Source organism: Aeromonas sp. 600276, from assembly GCF_049175815.1.
Lineage (GTDB): Bacteria > Pseudomonadota > Gammaproteobacteria > Enterobacterales > Aeromonadaceae > Aeromonas > Aeromonas dhakensis.
In genome coordinates this window covers 93,399-117,567 of sequence record NZ_JAAKVU010000011.1, presented here as the reverse complement: position 1 = coordinate 117,567, position 24,169 = coordinate 93,399, and the positions used below count along the sequence as shown (strand labels likewise).

The following is a 24,169-nucleotide window of genomic DNA, read 5'->3' as shown; positions in this document are numbered from 1 at the left end:
CTAACGAGCTCCTTTTACGATTCCTGAGCGGGCTTGTCGGCCGGCGTGGCCTCTACCCGGGTGACCAGCAGCTGGTCAATCTTGTAGCTGTCGATGTCCACCACTTCAAACTTGTAACCGGCATATTTGACCGAGTCGGTTCGCTTGGGGATCTTGCGCAGCATGTACATGATGAAGCCGGCGATGGTTTCATAATTCTGGTTTTCCGGGAACTCCTCGATGTCGAAGGCACGCATCACGTCGGAGATGGGGGTCACCCCGTCCACCAGCCAGGAGTTCTCATCCCGCTGCACGATCTGCTCTTCCACCACGTGGGTGGCCCACTCGCCCATGACGGTACTCATCAGGTCGTTCATGGTGACGATACCCACCACCAGCGCGTACTCGTTCATCACCACCGCAAAGTCGCCGCGATGGTTCTTGAAGTACTCCATCGCCTCATAGAGGTTGAGGGTGTCGGGGATGATGATGACGTTCTGCACCAGGGAGCCGCTGTTGAGATCGATGCTCTGGCCGCTGATGACCCGGATCAGCAGCTCCTTGGAGTCGACGAAACCCTTGATGCTGTCGAGGTTGTGGTCGCACACCAGGAACTTGTTGTGGGGGTGCTCGGCGATCTTGGCCTTGATGCTCTCCTCCCCCTCTTGCAGGGTGAAGTAGATGAGGCTCTCGCGCGCCGTCATGGCGGAGGTAACGCCGAGGGACTGCAGCTCGAACACGTTCTCGATGAGCTGATGCTCCTCGCGCTGGATGACGCCGGCCTCGGCCCCCGCATCCATCACCGCATAGATGTCGTCGGAGGTGATCTCGTCGTTGCGCACCATGGAGATGCGCAGCAGCCGGAACAGGCCGTTGGCCATGCCGTTGAACAACCACACCAGCGGCATCAGCAGGGTGACGCACAGCAGCATGGGGCGCACCACCACCACGGCGATCCGCTCCGGCATGGTCATGGCGAGGCGCTTGGGCATCAGATCGGCGATGAGAATGAACATGCCGGTGACGAACACGAAGGAGGTCGCCGAGCTGATTTCACTCAGCCAGGGCCCCTGATAGAACTCGGAGACCAGCTCCTTGATGGCCGGGTTCAGGGCGGATTCGCCCAGGATACCGCCCAGGATGGCGACGGTATTGAGCCCGATCTGTACCACGGTGAAGAAGTTGCCCGGCTGGGCCTGCAGTGCCAGTACCTTTTCGGCATGGCGGTTGCCCTCATCGGCCATCACCTGCAACTTGATCTTGCGGGAGGCGGCGAGGGATATCTCGGAGAGAGAGAAGAACACGCTGCCGGCAACCAGCAGCATCAGGAAAAATAAACTATCGGCAAAACTCATGATTAACCTATTGCTACACCCGCCTTAGCACAAGACGGCAAACTGGGTCCGGGAGACCGGACCGTGAGTCGATCCGGGACTCACACAGGGGGCATATTCTAGCAGAAAAGCGCCAGTCGGGTGGCGATATCTTGCACTGACTGAAAAGGCAACAAAAAAGGCGCTCAAAGCGCCTTTTTATTCATTTCGCCATCAGAGTCACCAACCCGTTAAAACTAAGGGCATACGGCGCTAAGCCTTGTTCTACCTGACTTACAGCGTAAGGACCTCAGCTTGGCTAGGGGCTCTGATAAGCTTTCATTCCCACCCATAAACGCTAAGGTGTGGTCAATGATGTGGATACTCCACACCTAACCAGCCCCCCCCCTGAGCGGGTTGAACTGCATTGCATCCTGTAAAAATCAGGCGTGAAATGAGCATAGGTCATCGTCTGTTGGATAGAGGCATGACCCAGGATTCGTTGCAGCACCAAAATGTTTCCCCCATTCGCCATCAAGAGAGCAGTAGCCTTTTTTAGTATGCCCTTTTCGCGCTCGAGCCGGTTGATACGGGTTTCCAACTCCTGGATTTTCTGCTGCTCCGGAGTCAGCGCTTTGCTGATTGAGGTACTGCCACTGCGTTTGGATTGAAGCTGCTGAACCCTGCGGCAAAATACGGTTTCACCGACATCCTGGGAACGGCTGGCTTCGGGGACTGAATACCCCTGGTCGACCACCAGGGATGCGGCTTCCAGTTTGAACTTGGCAGTAAATGAGCGACGCAATCTTGTCATTGAACACCTCAGATTATGGTGGCGACTCTACCACCTAAAACAGTGTCCGGGATGATTAGACCACTACAATCCAGAATTTCACGAGTGAAACGTTCAGGCTCCTAGATACAGCCAAATGAGCTGAATGGAAAGTAAATGGTAATGGAGCTAAAGTAACGTAAAGCTGAAACATGCCTTTGTATGGACAAGGTTCGCCCCATCAACTCCATCACCTAAATTTACATACACAGCATTTATTTACAGTGGTTTTCCACCATTCAAATGGAACCAATCAAAGTGATTAGGAGAACCATAGGTCATACTAATTAACAATGGAGCTTCTAAACATTTTTCTGATGTCCAAGTTAGCTCACCATACCCACTAGCACCTGATGTTGTACCTCTCAGGATCAGCACCCCATGATTTCTAGAATTTAATGTTGCACCATCCGGATTTACAGGACTTCCGATGAAGTGACCGGAAGCAAAGAGGTTTTGACCTGGATTAGTATCTTCAGTGTATTCATTACCATCCGCATTTATCAGGGTTATTTTAACTTGAATCGGTGAGGATGATGTATTTACAACATTGTATACATATTCAGCGGTATTCGCTGTAAACCAAGTTGGCAGAATGATTTTCTTACTATACTGACAGTCTGCGTATGATTGAGTAGAAGAAATTATGAGTAAAGTGGCAAGCGCTAGTTTTTTCACTCTAAAACACCATGTGGTTAAGTTTATTGAAACTACTGATATTATTCGTGTATGCGTTTATAGCATACGCTAAACAATAATACCTAAACAAGCCTCACAATGGCAATGAGAAAGCATATAGTTTTGTCTCGTATAAATGGCATTCTAAAAATATCTATAACATATTAGATAACTCTTATTCTTTGAAGCGGCCATCACAATGGGATAAACGGGCAAGCCTTATGGCGCAAGGCTTGCCCAGTAATTTCTGGTAAGGGCCTAGAATTTCACGAGTAAAGCATTAAGAATCCATATTTCAGGGACAAGCCTCTCCATGATAAGAAAGAAACCCCAGCTGTGGCTGGGGTTTCTACTGCTGACGTAACCAAAACAAGGCCAGGGAATGGCGCCGCATGAACTGGGCATCACCGAACAGCGTGGCATCATACCTGCGCAGTCTCATCCCCTGCAATTGGCCTCCTAGAGTTTTGTTCTCATCCGAACCTGTGGCAGACTACCCGCTCACAAAAAGGGCAGACAAATATCGGGAGAATTCATGGCGGCCAAAAACATCTGTGAGCTGAATCTCGACGAGTTCACCAGGATACAAGGCCCGGAGCGCGGCAGCGCCAGAGACGGCAGCAGAGTCATGGTGGGCCGAGCAGGGGATCGCGATAGCTGTGTGAAAATGGTGGACGGCAAACTGCAGATCACCGGCTCTGACGAGTTCCGTCGCACAGTCGAGGAAGCCTATGAGGCCAAGCAAACCCCATCCAGCGGGTTTGGTTCTGCCCCCTATCACCCACAACCTACTTCAGAACCCGAGCCTACCCTGAGCAAGCTGATGCCGGCAACCCAAGGCCCGGAGATAGAAATCTTTGACGTGGGGTACTACTGGAACGAATTCCACCAGAGCAAGGAAGCGATCTACAAGAAGTTGTACGGCCCAGAGGCCAACTTTCAGCAGCAATCGATGTTTGAACGCAATAACGAGCACCTGCAAGACATGGTGCTGCCAGGTGAGATTGTGATTCTGGCCAACAACCCTCAAACATTGGCAGAAAAAGACCGGCTGATCCTGCTTGAGACACAAGCGAAAGCAGCAAGTGGGGCGCTCCAGAAATTAACCCCAGAAGAGGCCTCAACACTCAAACAACATTTTGACGTCTTTGACTGGGTGGCGGCTCATGACCTAAGCACTACATCGGCAACATTCGGGGCAATAAGCACTGCAGCTTCCAAGAAGTTGGAGCAAGTACAAAATGTACTCAAAGAGCTCAATACCCTTTATGTTGCTCACGTCAGCAGCAGCAAAGGGAAACCTTTCCCCCCTGAATTTTACCTGCAAAGACAAATGCTATTCAGCAAGCTGGATGGACACTTGTCAAAACTAGCCGTGTCTGGAATCAGTATCTCGGATTACAGCACCCTCAAAAAGCGACTCGGTCTATCCACAAAATCGGTACTGCATAACTGGCGAACTGTCTCACGCCATGGAGAAGTCCCAGCACTTGGAGAACGAATTGCCCATATGAGTAAGTTCGTTGCAGGCGCAAACCGGATTGGATATGTCAGTATCGGGCTGGACGCGGCGACAGGCTTAACCAAGATTCATCACGCATGTACCGAAGGTACTCAATGCCAAAAAACTACTGCGCGTGAAATTGGGCGCTTTAGTGGGGCCGTCGGTGGAGGGATCTGGGGAGCTGAAGTTGGGGGTTCTTTCGCTATTGGGGCGGCCAGTGGTGTCGCTATCGCCTTTGGCGTTGTGCTATCAGCTCCTGTTATTGCTGTAGTTGGCATCGGTGGAGCAGTGGCCGGCGGCTATTACGCTGGTGACAAGTTCAGTGAGATGGGAGCTATGGTTGGAGAGATCATTTCCGATGCTGCCGACAAAGGTTCAGAAAAGATGATGGATGTTTTGTATAAAATGAAAGGTGTTCTTGATGACTGACATACTCAATCTGATTGGGGCCATCAGCAGCCTAATATTATTAGGGCTATTTTTCACATTGCCGTTCACTTTGCTCATGATGATTTTCATGACGCCAAAGCTGGATCAGTTCATGTCTGATAACCCAAAGTTTGAAAGCCAGTGGTTAGTTAATCGCTTCACAAGATTCCACCGGTATGGTATTGCACTAATGGTCGATTCAAAACGCTACAAATGCCCAAACGGGCTAAAGTGGCTAGCTGTCATATCAACCCTGATGAGTTTCATCTTCCTAGCCGCATGTGTTGGCACACTCTTAATACTTGGCTGACCCTAACCGGTAGACGATACCTCTTAAAGAATTTGATATAGCTCTAAATTAGAATAAAAAGACACCGGCTAGAGGCCGGTGTCAGAATATTACTAATATCCGCACACACATTTTTTAAAGAATTACATTTTCTTGTAATTACCATTATTATCTAGGCGGTAATTCTCGTTATCTACAGATTTTATTTCTGGCTTCTCAGTTTTCAAGCGGCCATCACTGCGGGCTCTATTGTTAGCCCAATGCAGTGGCCTGAGGTTGCTAAGGTTGTCAGAACCTCCTGACGACACTGGCGTGATGTGATCAATTTCCCACCCATAAGTACCTGTCGTACCGTAAGAACTTTTCTTAATCCAAGCGGTACACTGATCTTTCCTGAAGCCATTTCCTTCATTTTCGGTGCCACAATGTGTTGCTTTTGCCCAAACGGCATCTATCGTTTGTTGAGAAAATGCCATGTTATGCTTCCTCAGTTACTGGGATCAAATCGCTATCCCATGCTTTGAATTCATTTTCATTTGAGGTGTGATTACAATCGCTGCCTTTACAAAGAGGAAGAATGTATTCTTTGCCACCGTCTCCGGATTTGATGACATGTGCGCCAACTAGATCTTTGGTTTCTTCACAACCTAATCTCTCACATACAGTTGCAGCTTTTCCTTTCTTTTTTTCCCAAAAATCTAACCAGCTTGTGTATTCGGCTGGAGGGGTTTTATCCGATGTGTGCTTCTTATTCTTTACTAAAATAAAAGCCATATAATGTAACTTTGTGGATTTATATCGTGAGCACCATTGCTAAATTCTCATATGGGGCTATCCATTATTGATTTCAAGGTCTTTTTTGAGGTTTCTCAAGCCGCCTTTGGAAACGAGGCCATCACCCATAAACAGGTGGTATGGATGATGCTTAGGAAGAATGATCACGGCTATGCTGCGTTGAAGTGTGCGTTCACAAACTCAGAGGTACGGTTTGATAGAAGAAAGGGGCCAATGGCCCCAAGTATTCTCGATGTGGTCAACATGTGGACAAAATTAGAAATAAATCCTTTTATTTCAATCGATTGAACCATTTCACCAAGGCGCTCAAAGCGCCTTTTTATTCATTTCAGACTCACCCTTTCCCCAGCAGGGTGCCCAGGTCGTCCGCCTTGGTGTGGCGCACGTCCTTGCCTTTCACGTAGTAGACGATGTATTCGCAGATATGCTGGCAGCGATCGCCGACCCGCTCGATGGCCCGCGCCGCCCACAGCACGTTGAGCACCTGCGGTATGGTACGCGGATCTTCCATCATGTAGGTCATCAGCTCGCGAATGATGGACTCGTACTCCCGGTCCACCTTGTCATCTTCCTTGTAGACCGCCAGCGCAGCATCGAGATCCATACGGGCGAAGGCGTCCAGCACGTCGTGCAGCATTTTGATGGTGCGGCGGCCCATGTTCTCCAGCGACACCAGCGGCGGCTGCGGCTTGTTGGCGTTGTCGGTCAGCATGCGGGCGATCTTGTCCGCCACATCGCCAATGCGCTCCAAGTCGGTGATGGTCTTGATGATGGCCATCACCAGCCGCAGGTCGGAGGCGGTGGGCTGGCGCTTGGCGATGATGCGGGTGCACTCCTCGTCGATCGCCACTTCCATGGCGTTGACGTTATGGTCGTTGGCGACGATCTTGCGCGCCGCGTCCAGATCCTGATCGTGGATCGCCGCGATGGCGTCGGTCAGCTGCTGCTCCACCAGCCCGCCCATCACCAGCACCTGGTTGCGCACGCTCTCGAGCTCGGCATTGAACTGACCGGAGATGTGTTTGTTGAGGTTCATATTGTCCATACCAATAATCCTTGATGCTCCGAGTATGCCTTAGTCGTTGAACTGACGGGTAATCTGTTTGTTGATGCTCATCTTGCTCATCCCCATAACCCTTGTTGCACCAACACGCCCTAGCCGTTGAACTGACGGGTAATCTGTTTGTTGATGCTCATCTTGCTCATCTCCATCACCAGCATCCCTTAGCCGTAACGACCGGTGATGTAGTCTTCGGTCTTCTTCTTGGCCGGGGTGGTGAAGATGGTGTTGGTGTCCGAGTACTCGATGAGCTCGCCCATGTACATGAAGGCGGTCTGATCCGACACCCGCGCCGCCTGCTGCATGTTGTGGGTCACGATCACCACGGTGAACTGGCTCTTGAGCTCGTTGATCAGCTCCTCGATGGTGAGGGTGGAGATGGGGTCGAGCGCCGAGGTGGGTTCATCGAGCAGCAGCACTTCCGGCTCGATGGCGATGGCACGGGCAATCACCAGACGCTGCTGCTGACCACCGGAGAGGCCGAAGGCGTTGTCATGCAGACGGTCCTTCACCTCGTCCCACAGGGCCGCGCCGCGCAGGGAGCGCTCGGCCGCCTCGTCCAGGGTGCGTCTGTCGTTGATGCCCTGCAGGCGCAGGCCATAGACCACGTTCTCGTAGATGGACTTGGGGAAGGGGTTGGGGCGCTGGAACACCATGCCCACCTGACGGCGCAGGGCGGAGACATCGACGCTCTTGTCATAGATGTTGTGACCGTGCAGCTGAATTTCGCCCTCGATGCGGCAGATCTCCACCAGGTCGTTCATCCGGTTGATGCAGCGCAGCAGGGTGGACTTGCCGCAGCCGGAGGGGCCGATAAAGGCGGTGACCTGGCCCTTGGGGATCTTCATGTTGACGTTGAACAGCGCCTGTTTGTTGCCGTAGTACAGGTTGAGATCCTTCACCTCCAGCGCGGTCTGCTCCGGGCTCAGGTTGAGCAGGTCGGTCGCGGTATGCTGGGTCGCGGCGGTCGTTACGTTGATCATCTGTTACCTCAAAATCTGTCGGTGGCGGCGGGCACTCTCATTGCCCGCGGCCGGAACGCTTGGCTGGCAAGGAACCCCGTTCCCTGCCCGTCTCTGTGGTGCTGGTCTATCAATGTTCCAGCGACCGGAATTTCTCACGCAAGTGGTTGCGGATACCGATGGCCGTCAGGTTGAGGCCGACAATCACCGTCACCAGCAGGAAGGAGGTGGCGTAGACCAGGGGACGCGCCGCCTCGACGTTGGGGCTCTGGAAGCCGACGTCATAGATGTGGAAGCCCAGGTGCATGAACTTGCGCTCCACGTGCAGATACGGGAAGTTGCCGTCCATCGGCAGGGTCGGCGCCAGTTTCACCACCCCCACCAGCATCAGCGGCGCCACTTCACCGGCCGCGCGGGCGATGGCCAGGATGAGGCCGGTCATGATGGCCGGGCTCGCCATGGGCAGCACGATGCGCCACAGGGTCTCGGCCTGGGTGGCCCCCAGCGCGAGGGACCCCTGGCGGATGGTGCTCGGGATCCGGGCCAGCCCCTCTTCGGTGGAGACGATCACCACCGGCAGGGTCAGGATGGCCAGGGTCAGCGCAGACCAGATGACGCCAGGGGAGCCGAAGGTCGGACTCGGCAGCGCTTCCGGATAGAACAGCTGGTCCAGCGAACCACCGAGGGTGTAGACGAAGAAGCCCAGACCGAACACGCCGTACACGATGGAGGGCACGCCCGCCAGGTTGATCACCGCAATGCGGATGATCTTGGTCAGGCTGTTCTTGCCCGCGTACTCGTGCAGGTAGACCGCAGCGATAACCCCCAGCGGAGTCACGATGATCGCCATCAGGAACACCATGAAGACAGTGCCGAAGATGGCCGGGAACACCCCGCCCTCAGTGTTGGCCTCGCGCGGATCGTCGGAGACAAACTTGCCGATCTGGTGGAACCAGTAACCCACCTTGGCCGGCAGGCTCATGTCGTTGGGCCACACCACGTCCAGCACCTTGGACATGGGCATGGTCACCAGTTCGCCACGCATGTCCTTGACCGTGATGCTGTCTCTGTCTGCCTGGGCACGCAGGGAGAAGAGCTCCTTCTCCAGCACCTGATAACGATCGTTGAGGGCCTGACGCTCGCTCGCCAGCTCAGCTTTAAGCTGATCGGTCAGCTTGTCGTCCAGCTCGGCCTTGCGCTCTTTCAGGCGCAGCCGCTCCAGTTGATAGTTGATGCTGCCGATGTCCCCTTTTTGCAGATCGTCGGCCTGTTCGGAGAGGCCGTTGGCCCGCGCCAGCACCCGCTGCAGGGCAGGATGCAGATCCGAGGTGAGCTCGCGGCCATCCTCTTTCACCGCGACGATATAGCCGTAGAAGTTGCCGTTGGTGGCACGCTCCACCATGGCCAGCTCCGCCGGCAGGCTCTGGGACTTGATGTCGGTCTCCAGCACCCAGCGGAAGTCCAGGTCGACGAACTCGCGGTTGCCGGTCTTGACCAGATAGCGGGTCAGCAGCTCGCGCTCCTCCCCTGCCAGCGGCAGGCCGGCGGCCCGCAACCGCTCGACCGGCACCAGCTCGCGGTCGTTGATTTCGCCGATCAGCACGCTCTTGTTGCCTTGGGCGTCTTCCAATTGCCACTCATAGATGGGGTGGGGCCAGAAGTAGACCAGACCACGCCAGCCGATCAGCAGCAGCAGACCCAGTACCGCTACCAGACTCAGGCTGACGGCGCCGCCGGTCATCCAGATCCAGGGGGCCCCCGATTTAAACCACTTACCCATTGTCGATTCCTCGATCCTTACAGAGCAGCCCATCACAGGGAGCTGTATTTTTCACGCAACCGCTGACGGATGAACTCGGCCAGGGTATTGAACAAGAAGGTGAACACGAACAGCACGAAGGCGGCGAGGAACAGTACCCGATAGTGAGAGCTGCCCACTTCCGATTCCGGCATCTCCACCGCGATGTTGGCGGCCAGGGTGCGCAGCCCCTGGAACATGGAGAAGTCCATGATGGGGGTATTGCCGGTGGCCATCAGCACTATCATGGTCTCGCCCACGGCGCGGCCAAGGCCCATCATCACCGCCGAGAAGATGCCCGGGCTGGCGGTGAGGATCACCACCCGGCTCAGGGTCTGCCATGGCGTGGCACCGAGGGCCAGGGAGCCCTGGGTGAGGTGCTTGGGCACCGAGAAGACGGCGTCTTCGGCGATGGAGAAGATGGTGGGAATGACCGCAAAGCCCATGGCGATGCCGACCACCAGGGAGTTGCGCTGGTCAAACTTGATGCCCATGTCGTGGGTCAGCCAGATGCGCGAGTCACCGTGCATGAAGGCGTTCTCGATGAGCGGGCTCACCGCGAAGGCGCCCCAGCCAATCAGCAGCAGCACCGGGATCAGCAGGATGGCGTGCCATCCCTCCGGCAGCCAGGATTTGCCGCGCTCCGGCAGGTAGTTCCAGACCAGGGCGGTCAGCAGCATCCCCATCGGCAGCAGGATCAGCAGCAGCACCACGCCGGGCAGCGCCCCCTCGATGATGGGAGCGAGCCACAGACCCGCCAGGAAGCCGAGGATAACGGTCGGCAGGGCCGCCATGATCTCCACCGTCGGCTTGACGTATTTGCGCAGCCCCGCCGACATGAAGTAGGCGGTGTAGATGGCGCCGGCGACGCCGAGCGGCACCGCAAACACCATGGCATAGAAGGAAGCCTTGAGGGTACCGAACACCAGCGGCACCAGGCTCAGCTTGGCTTCGAAGTCGTTGCTGGCGGAGGTGGACTGCCACACGTACTGGGGCTCGGGGTAGCCTTCATACCACACCTGTTGCCAGAGCGCCGACCAGGTCACCTCGGGGTGCTCGTTCTCCACCGCAAACAGCTTGAAGGCGTCCCCCTGCTGCATCAGCAGCACGTTGTGACGGGGTGAGATGGCCAGCGCCGACAGGGCGCCGCCCTCCACCTTCTCGCTCAGCAGCTTGGTTTCGCCGGTGGCGTGGAAGAAGCTGATGGTGCCGCTCTTGTCGGCACTGATGAAGCCCTTGCGAAAATGTTCCGGGGTCAGCTGCGCCACGGCACCATCACCCTTGAAGTCGCGGATCTGGGTGAACTGGCGCTTGCCGTCCCGGGCCACTTCGAACCACTGGGAGATGACGCCATTGTCGTTGCCCACCAGCAGGGAGGAGGCACCTGAGAGCAGCTCGACCCGGGTCACGTTTGCATCGGGGGCATTGATCTCCAGCACGTTGCGCAGGGAGATGTCGTTCAGATTGTGAATGTCGTAGACCGAGAGGCGATTGCCCTCGCGCACGAACAGGATCCGCAGGTTGGGGGTCAGCAACATCTGATCCACGTGGCGCGGCAGGGAGGGGATGCTGTAGTTCTGGGCGCTCCACTCGACTTCGCCGGAGAGGAAGTTCTCCTCGCCGCTCATCACCATCATGACGCCGCGACCATCGGCGGTCACGGCCGCGGTGGCCATCTTGTCCTTGGTGGCTTCAAATACCATCAGCGACAGCGCCTTGCCCTCAGGGTCCACCACGACCGGCTCTTCGCCGAAGGGGTACTGCAGACTGGGTTCGATGACCCGCACGTCGTTGGGATAGGAGACCTTGAAAGCGGGCTGCACCACCTGGGCCTTGCCGTCGGCAAAACCGTAGGCCATCAGCTTCTGGCCCGGCGACGGCGGCGCGACGGCGGTGATGTCACCCTTTACCTGTGCCTGACCGAGCGACTGGCCCACCTTGACCTTGCCATCATTCTGGACGGCAAAGAAATTGACCTGGCCCTGGTCGCTGAAGCGATAGCCGATCTCGTTCTGCTCCTCCACCCCGAGCCAGGCGGTTTTGCCCTGAATGGGCAGGGTAAACGATGCGGTCGGCTCCATGGAGGCGCCATTGAAGATGGGTTTCACCACATAGAGCAGATAGAAGAAAATAAGCAACAGGGCGACCAGTACCAGGGCTCCGCCCGTGGTCACCCCGTACTTGGCCAACTTATCCTTGATACGGCGCTTTCTGCTCCCCGCCATAACCAGGTGCAACGATTCCGATGACATGCAAAACCTCAATGTGAGCTAGGCTTGGCGGCATTATATGGCGGTTGCATGACAGTTTTGTTACATGAAGGTCCCGTGAACCAGGCTTATTTGCAGGCAAGAAAGCGGCATCAAAGATGCCATGGAGAAGATGGCAACCAACTGTTTTATAAGGCTAAAAATGTAGTGCAAGCACCTCTGGGGCGCGCCGCTTGCGCCGATGCGCCTCAATCGTTGGCGGCCGGGGTTTGTTGCAGTGCCAATCTGGCGGCCTTTTTCTCGGCGCGGCGACGCCTGAAGAAATCCGACAGCTGGGCCGAGCAGGCCTCTGCCAGCACGCCGCCGGTCAGCTCGACCCTGTGATTGTGACGCGGGTCCTGCAGGATCTCGAACACTGAGCCGGCCGCGCCGGTCTTCAAATCCCGCGCGCCATAGACCACCCGCTTGACCCGGCTGTGGATCAGGGCGCCGGCACACATGCAGCAGGGCTCCAGGGTCACATAGAGGGTGGTGTCGAGCAGACGGTAGTTTTGCAGCCGCTCGCCGGCAGCCCGGAGCGCCATCACCTCGGCATGGGCACAGGCATCGTGCTCGCTGATGGAGCGGTTCCAACCCTCTGCGACGATCTCCTCCCCCAGCACCAGCACGGCGCCCACCGGGATCTCGCCGATCCCCTCGGCCCTGGCGGCCAGCGCCATGGCATGGCGCATCCAGCGTTCATCCTGCTCGTGCTGGCTCGCCTGTGCGGCAACGTCCGATGGTTTCACGCCCTGCTCCTCTCTGACTGGTTGATGACGACAGATAATGCTGTCGGCGAAAGACGGTATCACGGCCCCGTGCCGCCGATCTCTGTGGCATAGGTCCCGCCATCCATGCCTGCGGCAGGGCGGCGATTATGCCAAATCCCGCTGGCGCCCCCAAGTTCCATCTGTGCTGAGCAATAAAGAAGCAGTCAGCATCTCTATGATAAAAAAGGAGTTGCGTCCAAAGGTGCGGAACATTAGACTTCCTCCCCGTCAGCACAGACTGACCTTGTCGGCGTGTAGCGCAGCCAGGTAGCGCACTGTCATGGGGTGTCAGGGGTCGGAGGTTCAAATCCTCTCACGCCGACCATCATTCCCCGCAAATAGCCCAGTCCAGCGACTGGGCTATTTTTTTGTCCGTCATCCCGATCTTCACCCGCCGCTCGCCATTAGCCTCTCGTGTCACGCCCTCTCCTTCAAAGAGTCACCAATCAGTTGCGGTACGGATTTTATTCAGAACCGCTTGAAACCTTTCGAGAGTATCGCTAGGATACGCGACTTTTCCGCCGGCATTTCGTACAGGGAGGTGGAAACCCGGGTGATGGAGTCACCAACCGGCTTGCAATCCAGTGAGGCAAGCACCCATGACGCAAGCAGTTGAAGCACAACCCGAACACTCTCCCCTGCCCCAGCCGACTACCGAAACCGGTGCCAACCAGTATGTGGCCGAGCATGGCCCCGTCGTACGGCTCGACATCGTCGATCTGGCGGCGCCGGACGATGACTACTGAACCGTCAGCCTTGGCGTCAACCCTTCCTGTCACGGGAGCTCAGGGTCGCGACACTCGGGATCATCTCCCCTTGATACCTCCTTTGAGGGCCAGGATGGCCCGCTGATACAAATAACAACAATATCCTGCGTAACGAAATAGCGGCAGTCATATCTGCTGCCAGCGTTCCTCCCCTCACCTGCACACGCCATCCTCTGAGGTGATACAAACCTACGTTATTGCCCATCACTTTCTCACTCTGCTGCCACTGGACCCCATTTGGTCCCATTGAGCGACTTAAGTTTTAAACAACCGTTCTCCAGCCAATGCCAGAAGGCACCAAGCGCTTGCTGGGTTGCTCAAACACATTTCATACGGACGTTTTTTGAAAGCTTGGAGTGAGGTCGGGATTTGTTTTTGCATTTGTAATTTTATTACGTAATAAGTTACATCCCGTCGACTGTTCTCCCCCCGATATGGGACCACCGCGAAGGGATGGAAAACAAGAGCATAACCATCTGCATAGAGTTTTTGCGCTAATCAAACAAAATCATTTAAAACATATAGTTAACATCATGACCAAAACGGGTGTTTTAAAAAAGCTGTTGACGAATAGAGCAATATTTCGCACCTTATGAATCGTGTTATCCCGTTGTTACGGGAAGATTGAAAAAACAGGGATCGACTTTAGTCGTAGTTAATTAGTTCAAAATGTAATTCTCAAAGGAGTGAACACTATGTCGGCACCGGCCCAGACCCACTGTAGCGCCCGTCTGCGCATCCAGGGCGAAATGCATCCCGATTACGCGCAAATTCTGACGCCGGACGCGGTGGCCCTGGTATCCGAACTGGTGGAACGCTTTGCTCCCCAACGGGACGAATTGTTGAAACAACGTGTGGCACGCCAGGCCCGTATCGATGGCGGCGAGCTGCCGGACTTCCTGCCTGAGACTGCCCACATCCGCGCCGGCGACTGGACGGTACGCGGCATTCCTGCCGACCTGCAGGATCGCCGTGTGGAGATCACCGGCCCGGTCGAGCGCAAGATGGTGATCAACGCCCTCAACGCCAACGTCAAGGTGTTCATGGCGGACTTCGAAGATTCGCTGGCCCCCGCCTGGAACAAGGTGATCGAGGGTCAAATCAACCTGCGCGATGCGGTCAATGGCACCATTGCCTATCAGAGCCCGGAGGGGAAATCCTATACCCTAAATGCCGATCCGGCCGTGCTCATCTGCCGGGTGCGCGGTCTGCACCTGCCGGAAAAACACGTCACCTTTGATGGTGCCCCCATTCCCGGCGGCCTGTTCGACTTCGCCCTCTATTTCCTGCACAACCACAAGGCGCTGCTGGCCAAGGGATCCGGCCCCTACTTCTACGTACCCAAGTTGCAGAGCCATCTGGAAGGGCGCTGGTGGAGCGAGGTGTTCGCCTGGACCGAAGACAAGTTCGGCCTGCCCCGCGGCACCATCAAGGCCACCGTGCTGATCGAAACCCTGCCGGCGGTATTCGAGATGGACGAGCTGCTCTATCAGATGAAGGATCACATCGTGGCCCTCAACTGCGGCCGCTGGGACTACATCTTCAGCTACATCAAGACGCTCAAGAATCACCCTGATCGCGTCCTGCCGGACCGCCAGGTGGTGACCATGGACAAACCTTTCCTCTCCGCCTACTCGCGGCTGCTGATCAAGACCTGTCACAAGCGCGGCGCGCTGGCGATGGGGGGCATGGCCGCCTTCATTCCGGCCAAGGATGCCGCCGTCAACGAACAGGTCTTCGCCAAGGTACATGCCGACAAACAGCGTGAAGCCGACAACGGCCATGATGGCACCTGGGTGGCCCACCCGGGCCTGGCCGACACCGCCATGGCCGTGTTCAACGCTACCATCCCGACCAGCGCCAAGAACCAGATCGGCGTACTGCGCGAGCAGGATGCCCCCATCACAGCCGCCGACCTGCTGGCACCCTGCGAGGGCGAGCGCACCGAGGCAGGCATGCGCACCAACATCCGGGTTGCCCTGCAATACCTGGAGGCCTGGATCAATGGCAACGGCTGCGTGCCCATCTACGGTCTGATGGAAGATGCGGCCACCGCCGAGATCTCCCGCACCTCCATCTGGCAATGGATCCGCCACGGCAAGAGCCTCTCCAACGGCCAGGTGGTGACCAAGGATCTGTTCCGCCAGATGCTGGCCGAGGAGCAGGAGGTGGTCAAACGCGAGGTGGGCGAAGCCCGCTGGCAGTCGGGTCGTTTCGCCGAGGCGAGCGCCCTGATGGAAGAGATCACCTGCGCCGATACCCTGATCGATTTTCTGACGCTGCCCGGTTACGAGCGGCTCTGAATCACGGGCTCCGCAAGGGGCTCGCCAATAACAAGTCAATGGAAACGTGAAATCAATGAAAGAGGGAACTGATATGGCACTGACCCGTGAGCAACAGATCCAGGCTATCGAGAAAGACTGGGCACAGAACCCCCGCTGGAAAGGGATCAAACGCGGCTACAGCGCCGAGGACGTGGTCAACCTGCGCGGCAGCCTGCAGCCGCAGCACACCCTGGCCCAACGCGGCGCAGACAAGCTGTGGGAGCTGATCCACGGCGGCGCCAAGAAGGGCTACGTCAACTGCCTCGGCGCCCTGACCGGCGGCCAGGCGGTGCAACAGGCCAAGGCGGGGATCGAGGCGATTTACCTCTCCGGCTGGCAGGTAGCGGCAGACAACAACCTCTCCTCCACCATGTATCCGGATCAGTCCCTCTATCCGGCCAACTCGGTGCCGTCGGTGGTGGAGCGCATCAACAACTCCTTCGCCCGTGCCGACCAGATCCAGTGGGCCAACAAGGTCGGGCCGCAAGATGAGGGCTTCATCGACTACTTCCTGCCCATAGTCGCGGATGCGGAAGCCGGCTTCGGCGGCGTGCTGAACGCCTTCGAGCTGATGAAGGGGATGATTGAAGCGGGCGCCGCCGGCGTCCACTTCGAAGATCAGCTCGCCTCCGTCAAGAAGTGCGGCCATATGGGCGGCAAGGTGCTGGTTCCGACCCAGGAAGCGGTGCAGAAGCTCGTCGCGGCTCGTCTGGCGGCCGACGTGTGCGGCACCAGCACCCTGGTGATCGCCCGAACCGACGCCAACGCGGCAGACCTGCTGACCACGGATGCAGACCCTTACGATGCGGACTTCCTGACCGGTGAGCGCACCGCCGAAGGTTTCTACAAGGTGCGAGCCGGCATCGATCAGGCCATCGCCCGCGGTCTGGCCTACGCCCCTTACGCCGACATGGTGTGGTGCGAAACCGCCAAGCCGGATCTGGACGAGGCGCGCAAGTTTGCCGAAGCGATCAAGGCCCAGTTCCCGGATCGCATCCTGGCCTACAACTGCTCGCCGAGCTTTAACTGGAAGAAGAACCTGGACGATGCCACCATCGCCCGCTTCCAGCAGGAGCTGTCCGACATGGGTTACAAGTACCAGTTCATCACCCTGGCGGGCATCCACAACATGTGGTTCCACATGTACGAGCTGGCCTACCAGTACGCCCGTGGCGAAGGGATGAAGCACTATGTCGAGATGGTGCAGCAGCCCGAGTTTGCCGCCGCCGAACGTGGTTACACCTTCGTGGCACACCAGCAAGAGGTGGGCACCGGTTACTTCGACAAGGTCACCACCGTCATCCAGGGCGGCCAATCCTCGGTGACCGCTTTAACGGGTTCCACCGAAGAAGATCAGTTCCACTGATAGGCAGAACTCTTTGAGAGAGTCCTTGAGATAGCAAAACCCCGGCCACTGGCCGGGGTTTCTTTTTATTCATTGCTTAGGCGTCGCTCACGCTCAAACACACCCGAAGGGCTCAGAGCTCGAGGATCTCTTTAACAAAGGGGATAGTCAGCTTGCGCTTGGCACGAAAAGAGGCGTTGTCGAGCTGATTGAGGGTGGTGAGCAGGGTGCGCATGTCGCGCGAGAGGCGGTTGAGCAGGAAGCGGCCCACGTCGATGGGCAGTTTGAAGCCCCGCAGCTCGGCACGCAGCTGCAGGGCACTGAGCTTGCCCTCATCGTCCAGCTCGTCGAGGTGGAAGCTCACCCCCCAATCGAGGCGGGAGGCGAGATCCGGCAGCTGCAGCCCCAGTTTGCGCGGCGCGCTGCAACCGGTCACCACCAGGGTCCCCTCGCCCTTCTCCTTCCAGCGGTTGTAAAAGTCGAACAGGGCCCGTTCCCACAGGGCATTGCCGGCGATCGCCTCCAGGCTGTCGAGGCAGACCAGCGGCAGGCTCTCGAGGGCGTCGAGCATGCTGGGATCCAGCTGTTCGAACTGATCGAGGGAGAGATAGGCGGCTGCGGCGTCGCGGGCATTGACCTCGGCACAGGTGGCGTGCAGCAGATGGGAGCGGCCCGATCCCTTGGCCCCCCAGAAATAGAGGAAAGGCGAACCCTGACCAATGGCCGCATTCTTGAGGGCGGTGATCAGATGAGCATTGTTGCCGGGATAAAAACTGACGAAGGTTTCATCATCCGGTAGTTGTACGGCTAAAGACAGTTGGGCCGGTTGCTTCACTCGTTGGGCTTTGACTGTGACATTTGCGGGCAAGTGTATCATCGCGAAGGCGGATAGAGAACCGCCCGGACGATGCCGGGCGGTGTGGATCCTCATAAAGGATCCAGGCTGCGACCATTGCTAACGGGAACGGCTACTCCTTGGCCGACGCACTCAAGCCCTGGCAGGAGAGCGCCCATGGCTCTCGGCCGAACGGTCAGGATCCTCGGCCAGGATCAGGGCTGCGACCATTGATAGCTCAGCCCCTCTGGGGTATCCGCCAGCTGGCGCAACCGGCTCTCCAGCTGCAGCCCGCGGATGAGCTCGGCCTTGTCCCCCTGCAGGCTCAAGTTGAAGGTCACCTTGTCCCCCTCCAGTTTACCAATCTCCACCTTGGTGACGCTGGCCATCCCCTGCAGCATTTTCTGCACCGTGATCATGCCGTCGATACCGGACAATCCCTCCACCACCAGTGTCTGGCTGGAGGCCACGCCCGAGATGCGCGCCCCGTAGTTTTGTACCAGCCAGCCTGCCAGGGCATCGGCGAACGTCTGCGCTACCTCGGCCTGGCTGCCGGCGCCCTCGCCCCTGGTCAGTTCACTCAGCTCACCGCCAGCCTTGGGCCCGTAGAGACCCCAGTCGATGCTCCACTTTTCCCCCTCCGGGGTGAGCTTGCCCAGCACCACCATCTCGGCACCGTAACGCTGGCTCGCCTTGAGGATGGGATCGGCGAAACGGCCCCAGACGTCGGTGGCATTGACCGCCATGTTGTCATCCAAGTCCATCAGCGGAATGCTGACCGGCAGCCCCATCGCCTGGGCCTGGGTACGCAGGGCGGCGGCCCAGCCATCGCTGGACTGATCCGGCAGAATGCGCCGCTCCCCTTCATTGATCACCAGCCAGATGGCCACTTGCGGCCGGGCCGGGCCCAGCAGGGCGAACTTGCTCTCGGCCACCAGGGCATTGACCTTGGTCACGTCGAAATCGGCCTTGAGAAACTTCACCGGCCCCACGTCCTGATAACCGTAGTGCTGCACGAACGCGCCGGGGGCCGCCAACGCCTTGATCACCGCCGGCTGGGTCAGGATGTCGCGCTTGCCGGTCACCTTGACGAGCACCTCGCCCAGGGCCTGGGACTGGGCTGCCGCCATGTCGCCGCTGGTGGGGGCCTTGCCCTGATAGAGATCGGTCACCTGGGCGGCCGACACCATGAATGACAAGCCGCAGCAGAAGGCGGTCACAACACGTTTGAGCATGAGAAAAGTCTCGAAATGGGAGATGGTGCTTATGGTAGCGGCAAGGCGCGCATGGCAGCAAGCCGGGGGCGGGAGAAACAGCGGAGCCGGCGAGGTGCCGGCTCCGTTTGCGCGCCTGCAGGCACGCGATGAGGCGATCGCGGCTTACTTGGTGCCGAAGATCTTGTCGCCGGCGTCGCCCAGACCCGGGACAATGTAGCCCTTCTCGTTCAGACCCTGGTCGATGGAGGCGCAGAACAGCTCCACGTCCGGGTGAGCGGCTTCCAGCGCCTTGATGCCTTCCGGCGCGGCAACCAGCACCAGCACCTTGATGGACTGGCAGCCCTTCTTCTTGAGCAGGTCGATGGTGGCGATCATGGAGCCGCCGGTGGCCAGCATGGGGTCGATGACCAGCGCCAGACGTTCTTCGATGTTGCTGACAATCTTCTCGAAGTAGGGAACCGGCTGCAGGGTCTCTTCGTCGCGGTAGATACCGACCACGCTGACGCGGGCGCTCGGCATGTGCTCCAGCACGCCATCCATCATGCCCAGACCGGCACGCAGGATGGGCACCACGGTGACCTTCTTGCCCTTGATCTGGTCAACTTCCACTGGCCCGTTCCAGCCATCGATGGTAACCTTCTCGGTTTCGAAGTCAGAGGTCGCTTCGTAGGTCAACAAACTGCCCACTTCCTTGGCCAGTTCACGGAAACGCTTGGTGCTGATATCGCCTTCACGCATCAGACCGATCTTGTGCTTGACCAGGGGGTGTTTGACTTCAACGACTTTCATTATTATCTCCTCTAACTGCCGCAAAAAAATCGCGGAATCATACAACAAAAGCCGCCGCTTGTAGAGCATTTCCGCGCAAAAACGCGCAAACGATTTCCTTTCTGGTTTTTCACTGCCACTGTTAGAATACGCCCCGAATTTTACCCTCCACTTCTTTATATGACGGGGAATACGCGTGACTGACAAAACCTCACTGAGCTACAAGGATGCTGGCGTGGATATCGATGCCGGCAATGCACTGGTTGAACGTATCAAGGGCGTGTCAAAGCGCACTCGTCGTCCTGAAGTCCTTGGTGGTCTTGGCGGCTTTGGGGCCTTGTGTCAAATCCCTGCGGGCTACAAGGAGCCGGTGCTGGTCTCCGGCACCGACGGGGTGGGCACCAAGCTGCGCCTCGCCATCGACCTGAAGAAGCACGACACAGTGGGCATCGATCTGGTGGCCATGTGCGTCAATGACCTCATCGTGCAGGGCGCCGAGCCCCTCTTCTTCCTCGACTACTATGCCACCGGCAAGCTGGATGTGGACACCGCCGCGGCCGTGGTCACCGGCATCGGTGCCGGCTGCGAGCAGTCCGGCTGCGCCCTGGTGGGCGGCGAAACCGCCGAGATGCCGGGCATGTATGAAGGGGAAGATTACGACATCGCCGGTTTCTGCGTCGGTGTGGTGGAGAAGAGCGAGATCATCGACGGCAGCAAGGTCGGCGAAGGGGATGCCCTGATCGCCCTGGCCGCCAGCGGCCCCCACTCCAACGGCTTCTCCCTCATTCGCAAGATCCTGGAAGTCTCCAAGGCAGACGTGCAGCAACCACTGGGTGATACCACCCTGGCCAATGCCCTGCTGGAGCCGACCCGCATCTACGTGAAACCCGTGCTCAAGCTCATCAAGGAGTGCGAGATCCACGCCCTCTCCCACATCACCGGCGGCGGTTTCTGGGAGAACATTCCGCGCGTGCTGCCCGCCAACACCCAGGCGGTGATCGACGAGCAGAGCTGGCAGTGGCCGGCGGTGTTCAGCTGGCTGCAAGAGGCCGGCAACGTCACCCGCCACGAGATGTACCGCACCTTCAACTGCGGCGTCGGCATGATCATCGCCCTGCCGGCGGATCAGCTTGAAAAAGCGCTGACCCTGCTCAAGGCAGAAGGCGAGAACGCCTGGCATATCGGCCATATCGCCAAGGCGGCCGATGGTGAGGAGCAGGTCATCATCCAATGATGCGGATCCTGGTCCTTATCTCCGGCAACGGCAGCAACCTGCAGACCATTCTCGACAGTTGTGCCGATGGCAAGATTGCCGGTCAGGTGGTCGGCGTCATCAGCAACAAGGCCGATGCCTATGGTCTGGTACGTGCCAAAGAGGCGGGGGTGGCCACCGCCATCCTGGCCCAGCAGCAGTTTGCCAGTCGGGAGGAGTATGACGCCGCCCTGCTGGCGCTGATGAACGACTATCAGCCCGACCTGGTGGTGCTGGCCGGGTTTATGCGGATCCTGAGTGCCGACCTGGTGCGGCACTTTGCCGGGCGGATGGTCAACATCCACCCCTCCCTGCTGCCCAAGTACCAGGGGCTGCACACCCACCAACGCGCCATCGACGCCGGTGACGACGAACACGGCGCCAGCGTCCACTTCGTCACCGAAGAGCTCGACGGCGGCCCGGTGATCCTGCAGGCGCGCGTCCCCATCTTCGAAGGGGACACGGCCGAGGAGGTGGCGGCCCGGGTACAAGTGCAGGAGCACAGCATCTACCCGCTAGTGGTGCAGTGGTTCTGTGAAGGCAGACTGCAGATGCTGGAGGGGGCCGCCCTGCTCGACGGCGCCCTGCTCGGCCCCGCGGGTTATGCCAGCGAGTAACGGTTAACTGCCACATGCAAAATAGAACAAGGGAGGCTTAAGCCTCCCTTGTCATTTCTATCTACCAGCGCACTTGCTGCAGTCACGTCCAATTACGCGGCTAATCGAACCTAGACCGGATTGTCGATATCGATAAAGGTGACATCCAGCCCATGCACCGTCGCCAGCCACTCCCCCAGCGCCTTGACGCCGTAACGCTCGGTGGCGTGGTGACCGGCAGCGTAGAAGTGCATGCCCATCTCGCGGGCGGTGTGGATGGTCTGCTCGGAGGCTTCGCCAGAGATGAAGGCATCGATGCCCTGCTCCGCCGCCAGATTGATGTAGCTCTGACCGCCACCGGTGCACCAGGCTACCGAGCGGATGAGCTCGGGGCCGCTGTCGCCGCAATGGAGCGGTTCACGGCCAAGGCGCTCGGCAATCAGCTTGGCAAAATCGCTGCCGCTCATGGGCTCTTCCAGCTTGCCCACCATGGCGACGCTCTTGCTGTTCCAGGGCTCAAGGCCGCGGCGCACCTTGATGCCCAGCAACTGGGCCAGCTGGGCGTTGTTGCCCACCTCGGGGTGCACGTCCAGCGGCAGGTGATAGGCAAACAGGTTGATGTCGTGGGTCAGCAGAGTCTTGATGCGGCGCTGTTTCATGCCGGTGATCTGGGCCGGCTCGCCGCTCCAGAAGTAGCCGTGATGGACCAGGATGGCGTCAGCATCGGCAGCCACGGCCGCGTCGATCAGGGCCTGGCTGGCTGTCACGCCGGTCACCACCTTGCGAATGCGCTCACGCCCCTCCACCTGCAGGCCATTGGGGCAGTAGTCCTTGATGGCATGAGGCTCGAGCAGGTGATTGAGCAGGCTTTCCAGTTTTCGATGAGAGATCATAGGGGTCCCTTATAAAGGCGCCGACCCCTGTGCTGCGATACAGACAGGAATCGGGCTCATAACGCCGAGGCCCCATGATAATCGAGGCGGGCCGCCAAGACCATGATGCCTCCCATACAGCGGCCCATGGGCGGGCCCGGAATGGCATCAGGCCGGCAGGTCGATCCCCGCCTCGCGCATCTGGGCCAGCTTGTAGCGCAGAGTGCGCGGGCTGATGCCGAGCCGGTCGGCCACCGCCTTGCGGCTGCCGTTGCAATCCTGCAGGGTGTCGAGAATGATCTGGTGCTCCTGCTGCTTGAGCTCGCTGCCCAGGTGTTCGCTGCCGCTGCTGCGCTCGTTGCCGACCAGGCGGATCTCCTCTTCCTCCACCTCTTCCAGAATGAGGTGCTCGCAGCCGATGAGGCCGTCGGGGCTCAGAATGAGGGCGCGCTGCACCACGTTGTCGAGCTCGCGCACGTTGCCGGGCCAGGGGTGAGCCAGCAGCCGCTCGCGAGCGGGTTCTGTGAGCTGCGGCGTCGGCAGTCCCTGCTGACCGGCATGCAGCGCCAGCAGGTGCTCCGCCAGCGGCAGTATGTCGCCCGGGCGCTCCCACAGCGCCGTCCAGCGCAGCGGGAAGACATTGAGGCGATAGTAGAGATCCTCGCGAAACAGGCCATCCTGCACCGCTTTTTTCAGATCCCGGTTGCTGGTGGCGATGACCCTCACATCGAGCGGGATCAGCTTGCGACTGCCGAGCCGCTCCACCTCTTTCTCCTGCAGCACCCGCAGCAGCTTGGCCTGCAGCCCCAGATCCATCTCGGTGATCTCGTCGAGCAGCAGGGTCCCCCCCTGGGCCTGTTCGAACTTGCCGGGGCAGCCCTGCACCGCGCCGGTAAAGGCCCCCTTCTCGTAGCCAAACAGGGTCGCCTCCAGCATGTTTTCCGGAATGGCGGCGCAGTTGATGGCGACGAACGTCTGTTCGGCGCGGCTGGAGTTGTCGTGGATGTAGCGGGCCAGCACCTCTTTACCGGTCCCGCTCGGGCCGGTCACCATCACGGTGGCCTCGCTTCTGGCCACCCGGGTCGCCAGCTGGAACAGCTCGGCAGTCTTTGGATCGCCGTAAACCACGGCCCGTTTCTCCACCTTCTGGGCCGGCACATAACGACTGACCTGATTGAGCAATACCTCGGGGGAGAAGGGCTTGGCCAGATAGTCGATGGCGCCTTCGCGCATGGCACGCACCGCACCGTCGATGTTGGCGTAGGCGGTCATCAACAGCACCGGCACCTGGGGATATTGCTGGCGAATGTTGGCCAGCAGGGTCAGGCCATCCATGCCCCCCATCTGGATATCCGAGATCACCATGTCGAAACTCTGGCGCGACAGGGCCAGCAGGGCCCGCTCGCCGCTGTCCACCTCGCGACACTCATAGCCGCCGAGCAACAGGGTATCCATCAGCGCTTCGCGCAGGCCATTGTCATCTTCCACTACCAGGATCCGGGCCTGAGTCATGCTACACCTCCCACCACAGCCAG

At 58.4% G+C, this 24,169-nt stretch carries 22 protein-coding genes, 1 tRNA gene and 1 pseudogene; 9 read left to right on the top strand and 15 right to left on the bottom strand.

Going from position 1 to position 24,169, the window contains the following annotated elements; translation table 11 throughout:
• Nucleotides 1–14: 14 nt before the first annotated feature.
• The 3 genes and pseudogenes from G5134_RS12775 to G5134_RS12765 form a co-directional block, all read right to left on the bottom strand.
• Nucleotides 15–1,334 (bottom strand): hemolysin family protein, encoded by a 1,320-nt coding sequence (locus G5134_RS12775; protein ID WP_010633484.1) that lies wholly within the window; start codon nucleotides 1,332–1,334, stop codon nucleotides 15–17.
• A gap of 430 nt (nucleotides 1,335–1,764) precedes the next feature.
• Nucleotides 1,765–2,106 (bottom strand): annotated as a pseudogene (locus tag G5134_RS12770) (transposase); the annotation flags it as partial.
• 237 nt (nucleotides 2,107–2,343) lie between these two features.
• Nucleotides 2,344–2,802, bottom strand: coding sequence for a hypothetical protein (locus tag G5134_RS12765; protein WP_139391087.1), 459 nt, complete (start codon nucleotides 2,800–2,802; stop codon nucleotides 2,344–2,346).
• Between the two features lie 535 nt (nucleotides 2,803–3,337).
• Here G5134_RS12765 and G5134_RS12760 point away from each other — a divergent pair.
• Both G5134_RS12760 and G5134_RS12755 read left to right on the top strand, forming a co-directional pair.
• The gene (locus G5134_RS12760) at nucleotides 3,338–4,735 is read left to right on the top strand and encodes a hypothetical protein (protein ID WP_065017011.1); all 1,398 of its coding nucleotides are present in this window, start codon (nucleotides 3,338–3,340) and stop codon (nucleotides 4,733–4,735) included.
• Nucleotides 4,728–5,045, top strand: coding sequence for a hypothetical protein (locus G5134_RS12755; RefSeq protein ID WP_065017010.1), 318 nt, complete (start codon nucleotides 4,728–4,730; stop codon nucleotides 5,043–5,045). The genes G5134_RS12760 and G5134_RS12755 overlap by 8 nt, the downstream gene beginning before the upstream one ends.
• 122 nt (nucleotides 5,046–5,167) lie before the next feature.
• On the opposite strand, the gene G5134_RS12750 is transcribed toward G5134_RS12755, so the two are convergent.
• Together G5134_RS12750 and G5134_RS12745 are read right to left on the bottom strand one after the other, a co-directional pair.
• Complete coding sequence (locus tag G5134_RS12750) at nucleotides 5,168–5,500, bottom strand: HNH endonuclease signature motif containing protein (protein ID WP_082969908.1); 333 nt, start codon at nucleotides 5,498–5,500, stop codon at nucleotides 5,168–5,170.
• Nucleotide 5,501: 1 nt separating this feature from the next.
• Nucleotides 5,502–5,798 carry a hypothetical protein gene (locus G5134_RS12745; RefSeq protein WP_156559748.1) on the bottom strand — a complete coding sequence of 99 codons (297 nt, stop codon included), beginning with the start codon at nucleotides 5,796–5,798 and terminating at the stop codon, nucleotides 5,502–5,504.
• 51 nt (nucleotides 5,799–5,849) lie between these two features.
• Here G5134_RS12745 and G5134_RS12740 point away from each other — a divergent pair, with 51 nt between their 5' ends.
• Entirely contained in the window at nucleotides 5,850–6,107 is a 258-nt protein-coding gene (locus G5134_RS12740) for a hypothetical protein (RefSeq protein ID WP_065017009.1), read from the top strand.
• A 46-nt stretch (nucleotides 6,108–6,153) separates the two neighbouring features.
• Here the strand turns inward: G5134_RS12740 and phoU are convergent, their stop codons facing one another.
• The 5 genes from phoU to tadA form a co-directional block, all read right to left on the bottom strand.
• The gene (gene phoU / locus G5134_RS12735; protein WP_005302735.1) at nucleotides 6,154–6,864 is read right to left on the bottom strand and encodes a phosphate signaling complex protein PhoU; all 711 of its coding nucleotides are present in this window, start codon (nucleotides 6,862–6,864) and stop codon (nucleotides 6,154–6,156) included.
• A gap of 179 nt (nucleotides 6,865–7,043) precedes the next feature.
• Nucleotides 7,044–7,862, bottom strand: coding sequence for a phosphate ABC transporter ATP-binding protein PstB (gene pstB / locus G5134_RS12730; RefSeq protein ID WP_005302736.1), 819 nt, complete (start codon nucleotides 7,860–7,862; stop codon nucleotides 7,044–7,046).
• A 109-nt stretch (nucleotides 7,863–7,971) separates the two neighbouring features.
• Nucleotides 7,972–9,621, bottom strand: a complete 1,650-nt coding sequence (gene pstA / locus G5134_RS12725; RefSeq protein ID WP_017782339.1) for a phosphate ABC transporter permease PstA — start codon at nucleotides 9,619–9,621, stop codon at nucleotides 7,972–7,974.
• A 32-nt stretch (nucleotides 9,622–9,653) separates the two neighbouring features.
• Entirely contained in the window at nucleotides 9,654–11,891 is a 2,238-nt protein-coding gene (locus G5134_RS12720) for an ABC transporter permease subunit (protein WP_005302738.1), read from the bottom strand.
• Nucleotides 11,892–12,097: 206 nt separating this feature from the next.
• On the bottom strand, nucleotides 12,098–12,637 hold the full coding sequence (tadA, locus tag G5134_RS12715) for a tRNA adenosine(34) deaminase TadA (protein WP_081050920.1): 540 nt from the start codon (nucleotides 12,635–12,637) through the stop codon (nucleotides 12,098–12,100).
• A gap of 269 nt (nucleotides 12,638–12,906) precedes the next feature.
• On the opposite strand from tadA, the gene G5134_RS12710 reads away from it, so the two are divergent.
• The 4 genes from G5134_RS12710 (at nucleotide 12,907) to aceA (ending at nucleotide 17,115) form a co-directional block, all read left to right on the top strand.
• Nucleotides 12,907–12,983: transfer RNA gene (locus tag G5134_RS12710), tRNA-Pro, on the top strand.
• A 274-nt stretch (nucleotides 12,984–13,257) separates the two neighbouring features.
• Nucleotides 13,258–13,404 carry a hypothetical protein gene (locus tag G5134_RS12705; protein WP_197495582.1) on the top strand — a complete coding sequence of 49 codons (147 nt, stop codon included), beginning with the start codon at nucleotides 13,258–13,260 and terminating at the stop codon, nucleotides 13,402–13,404.
• 716 nt (nucleotides 13,405–14,120) lie between these two features.
• The gene (gene aceB / locus G5134_RS12700) at nucleotides 14,121–15,728 is read left to right on the top strand and encodes a malate synthase A (protein ID WP_214454981.1); all 1,608 of its coding nucleotides are present in this window, start codon (nucleotides 14,121–14,123) and stop codon (nucleotides 15,726–15,728) included.
• 73 nt (nucleotides 15,729–15,801) lie between these two features.
• The gene (gene aceA, locus G5134_RS12695) at nucleotides 15,802–17,115 is read left to right on the top strand and encodes an isocitrate lyase (RefSeq protein ID WP_005302742.1); all 1,314 of its coding nucleotides are present in this window, start codon (nucleotides 15,802–15,804) and stop codon (nucleotides 17,113–17,115) included.
• 112 nt (nucleotides 17,116–17,227) lie between these two features.
• Here the strand turns inward: aceA and hda are convergent, their stop codons facing one another.
• The 3 genes from hda to upp all read right to left on the bottom strand — a co-directional run bounded on the left by hda (nucleotide 17,228) and on the right by upp (nucleotide 19,935).
• Nucleotides 17,228–17,929 carry a DnaA inactivator Hda gene (gene hda, locus G5134_RS12690; RefSeq protein WP_010633474.1) on the bottom strand — a complete coding sequence of 234 codons (702 nt, stop codon included), beginning with the start codon at nucleotides 17,927–17,929 and terminating at the stop codon, nucleotides 17,228–17,230.
• Nucleotides 17,930–18,144: 215 nt separating this feature from the next.
• A complete protein-coding gene (locus tag G5134_RS12685) occupies nucleotides 18,145–19,164 on the bottom strand; it encodes a DUF2066 domain-containing protein (protein WP_065017006.1) in 1,020 nt (339 codons plus the stop codon).
• A 144-nt stretch (nucleotides 19,165–19,308) separates the two neighbouring features.
• Nucleotides 19,309–19,935 carry a uracil phosphoribosyltransferase gene (upp, locus tag G5134_RS12680; protein WP_005302745.1) on the bottom strand — a complete coding sequence of 209 codons (627 nt, stop codon included), beginning with the start codon at nucleotides 19,933–19,935 and terminating at the stop codon, nucleotides 19,309–19,311.
• A gap of 175 nt (nucleotides 19,936–20,110) precedes the next feature.
• Here upp and purM point away from each other — a divergent pair, with 175 nt between their 5' ends.
• Nucleotides 20,111–21,148, top strand: coding sequence for a phosphoribosylformylglycinamidine cyclo-ligase (gene purM, locus G5134_RS12675; RefSeq protein ID WP_017765614.1), 1,038 nt, complete (start codon nucleotides 20,111–20,113; stop codon nucleotides 21,146–21,148).
• A complete protein-coding gene (purN, locus tag G5134_RS12670) occupies nucleotides 21,145–21,783 on the top strand; it encodes a phosphoribosylglycinamide formyltransferase (protein WP_010633472.1) in 639 nt (212 codons plus the stop codon). The genes purM and purN overlap by 4 nt, the downstream gene beginning before the upstream one ends.
• 110 nt (nucleotides 21,784–21,893) lie before the next feature.
• Here purN and G5134_RS12665 read toward each other — a convergent pair whose 3' ends face one another.
• Together G5134_RS12665 and G5134_RS12660 are read right to left on the bottom strand one after the other, a co-directional pair.
• On the bottom strand, nucleotides 21,894–22,655 hold the full coding sequence (locus G5134_RS12665) for a Nif3-like dinuclear metal center hexameric protein (protein ID WP_065017004.1): 762 nt from the start codon (nucleotides 22,653–22,655) through the stop codon (nucleotides 21,894–21,896).
• Between the two features lie 147 nt (nucleotides 22,656–22,802).
• Nucleotides 22,803–24,146 carry a sigma-54-dependent transcriptional regulator gene (locus G5134_RS12660; RefSeq protein WP_017783963.1) on the bottom strand — a complete coding sequence of 448 codons (1,344 nt, stop codon included), beginning with the start codon at nucleotides 24,144–24,146 and terminating at the stop codon, nucleotides 22,803–22,805.
• Nucleotides 24,147–24,169: the final 23 nt, after the last annotated feature.

Coding starts and splice junctions, on each gene's coding strand:
- purN (WP_010633472.1), top strand. CDS start 21,145: ATGATGCGGATCCTGGTCCTTATCTCCGGCAACGGCAGCAACCTGCAG.
- G5134_RS12720 (WP_005302738.1), bottom strand. CDS start 11,891: ATGTCATCGGAATCGTTGCACCTGGTTATGGCGGGGAGCAGAAAGCGC.
- pstA (WP_017782339.1), bottom strand. CDS start 9,621: ATGGGTAAGTGGTTTAAATCGGGGGCCCCCTGGATCTGGATGACCGGC.
- aceA (WP_005302742.1), top strand. CDS start 15,802: ATGGCACTGACCCGTGAGCAACAGATCCAGGCTATCGAGAAAGACTGG.
- phoU (WP_005302735.1), bottom strand. CDS start 6,864: ATGGACAATATGAACCTCAACAAACACATCTCCGGTCAGTTCAATGCC.
- aceB (WP_214454981.1), top strand. CDS start 14,121: ATGTCGGCACCGGCCCAGACCCACTGTAGCGCCCGTCTGCGCATCCAG.
- G5134_RS12750 (WP_082969908.1), bottom strand. CDS start 5,500: ATGGCATTTTCTCAACAAACGATAGATGCCGTTTGGGCAAAAGCAACA.
- G5134_RS12760 (WP_065017011.1), top strand. CDS start 3,338: ATGGCGGCCAAAAACATCTGTGAGCTGAATCTCGACGAGTTCACCAGG.
- G5134_RS12740 (WP_065017009.1), top strand. CDS start 5,850: ATGGGGCTATCCATTATTGATTTCAAGGTCTTTTTTGAGGTTTCTCAA.
- G5134_RS12660 (WP_017783963.1), bottom strand. CDS start 24,146: ATGACTCAGGCCCGGATCCTGGTAGTGGAAGATGACAATGGCCTGCGC.
- upp (WP_005302745.1), bottom strand. CDS start 19,935: ATGAAAGTCGTTGAAGTCAAACACCCCCTGGTCAAGCACAAGATCGGT.
- G5134_RS12705 (WP_197495582.1), top strand. CDS start 13,258: ATGACGCAAGCAGTTGAAGCACAACCCGAACACTCTCCCCTGCCCCAG.
- G5134_RS12775 (WP_010633484.1), bottom strand. CDS start 1,334: ATGAGTTTTGCCGATAGTTTATTTTTCCTGATGCTGCTGGTTGCCGGC.
- G5134_RS12665 (WP_065017004.1), bottom strand. CDS start 22,655: ATGATCTCTCATCGAAAACTGGAAAGCCTGCTCAATCACCTGCTCGAG.
- G5134_RS12745 (WP_156559748.1), bottom strand. CDS start 5,798: ATGGCTTTTATTTTAGTAAAGAATAAGAAGCACACATCGGATAAAACC.
- pstB (WP_005302736.1), bottom strand. CDS start 7,862: ATGATCAACGTAACGACCGCCGCGACCCAGCATACCGCGACCGACCTG.
- G5134_RS12685 (WP_065017006.1), bottom strand. CDS start 19,164: ATGCTCAAACGTGTTGTGACCGCCTTCTGCTGCGGCTTGTCATTCATG.
- G5134_RS12755 (WP_065017010.1), top strand. CDS start 4,728: ATGACTGACATACTCAATCTGATTGGGGCCATCAGCAGCCTAATATTA.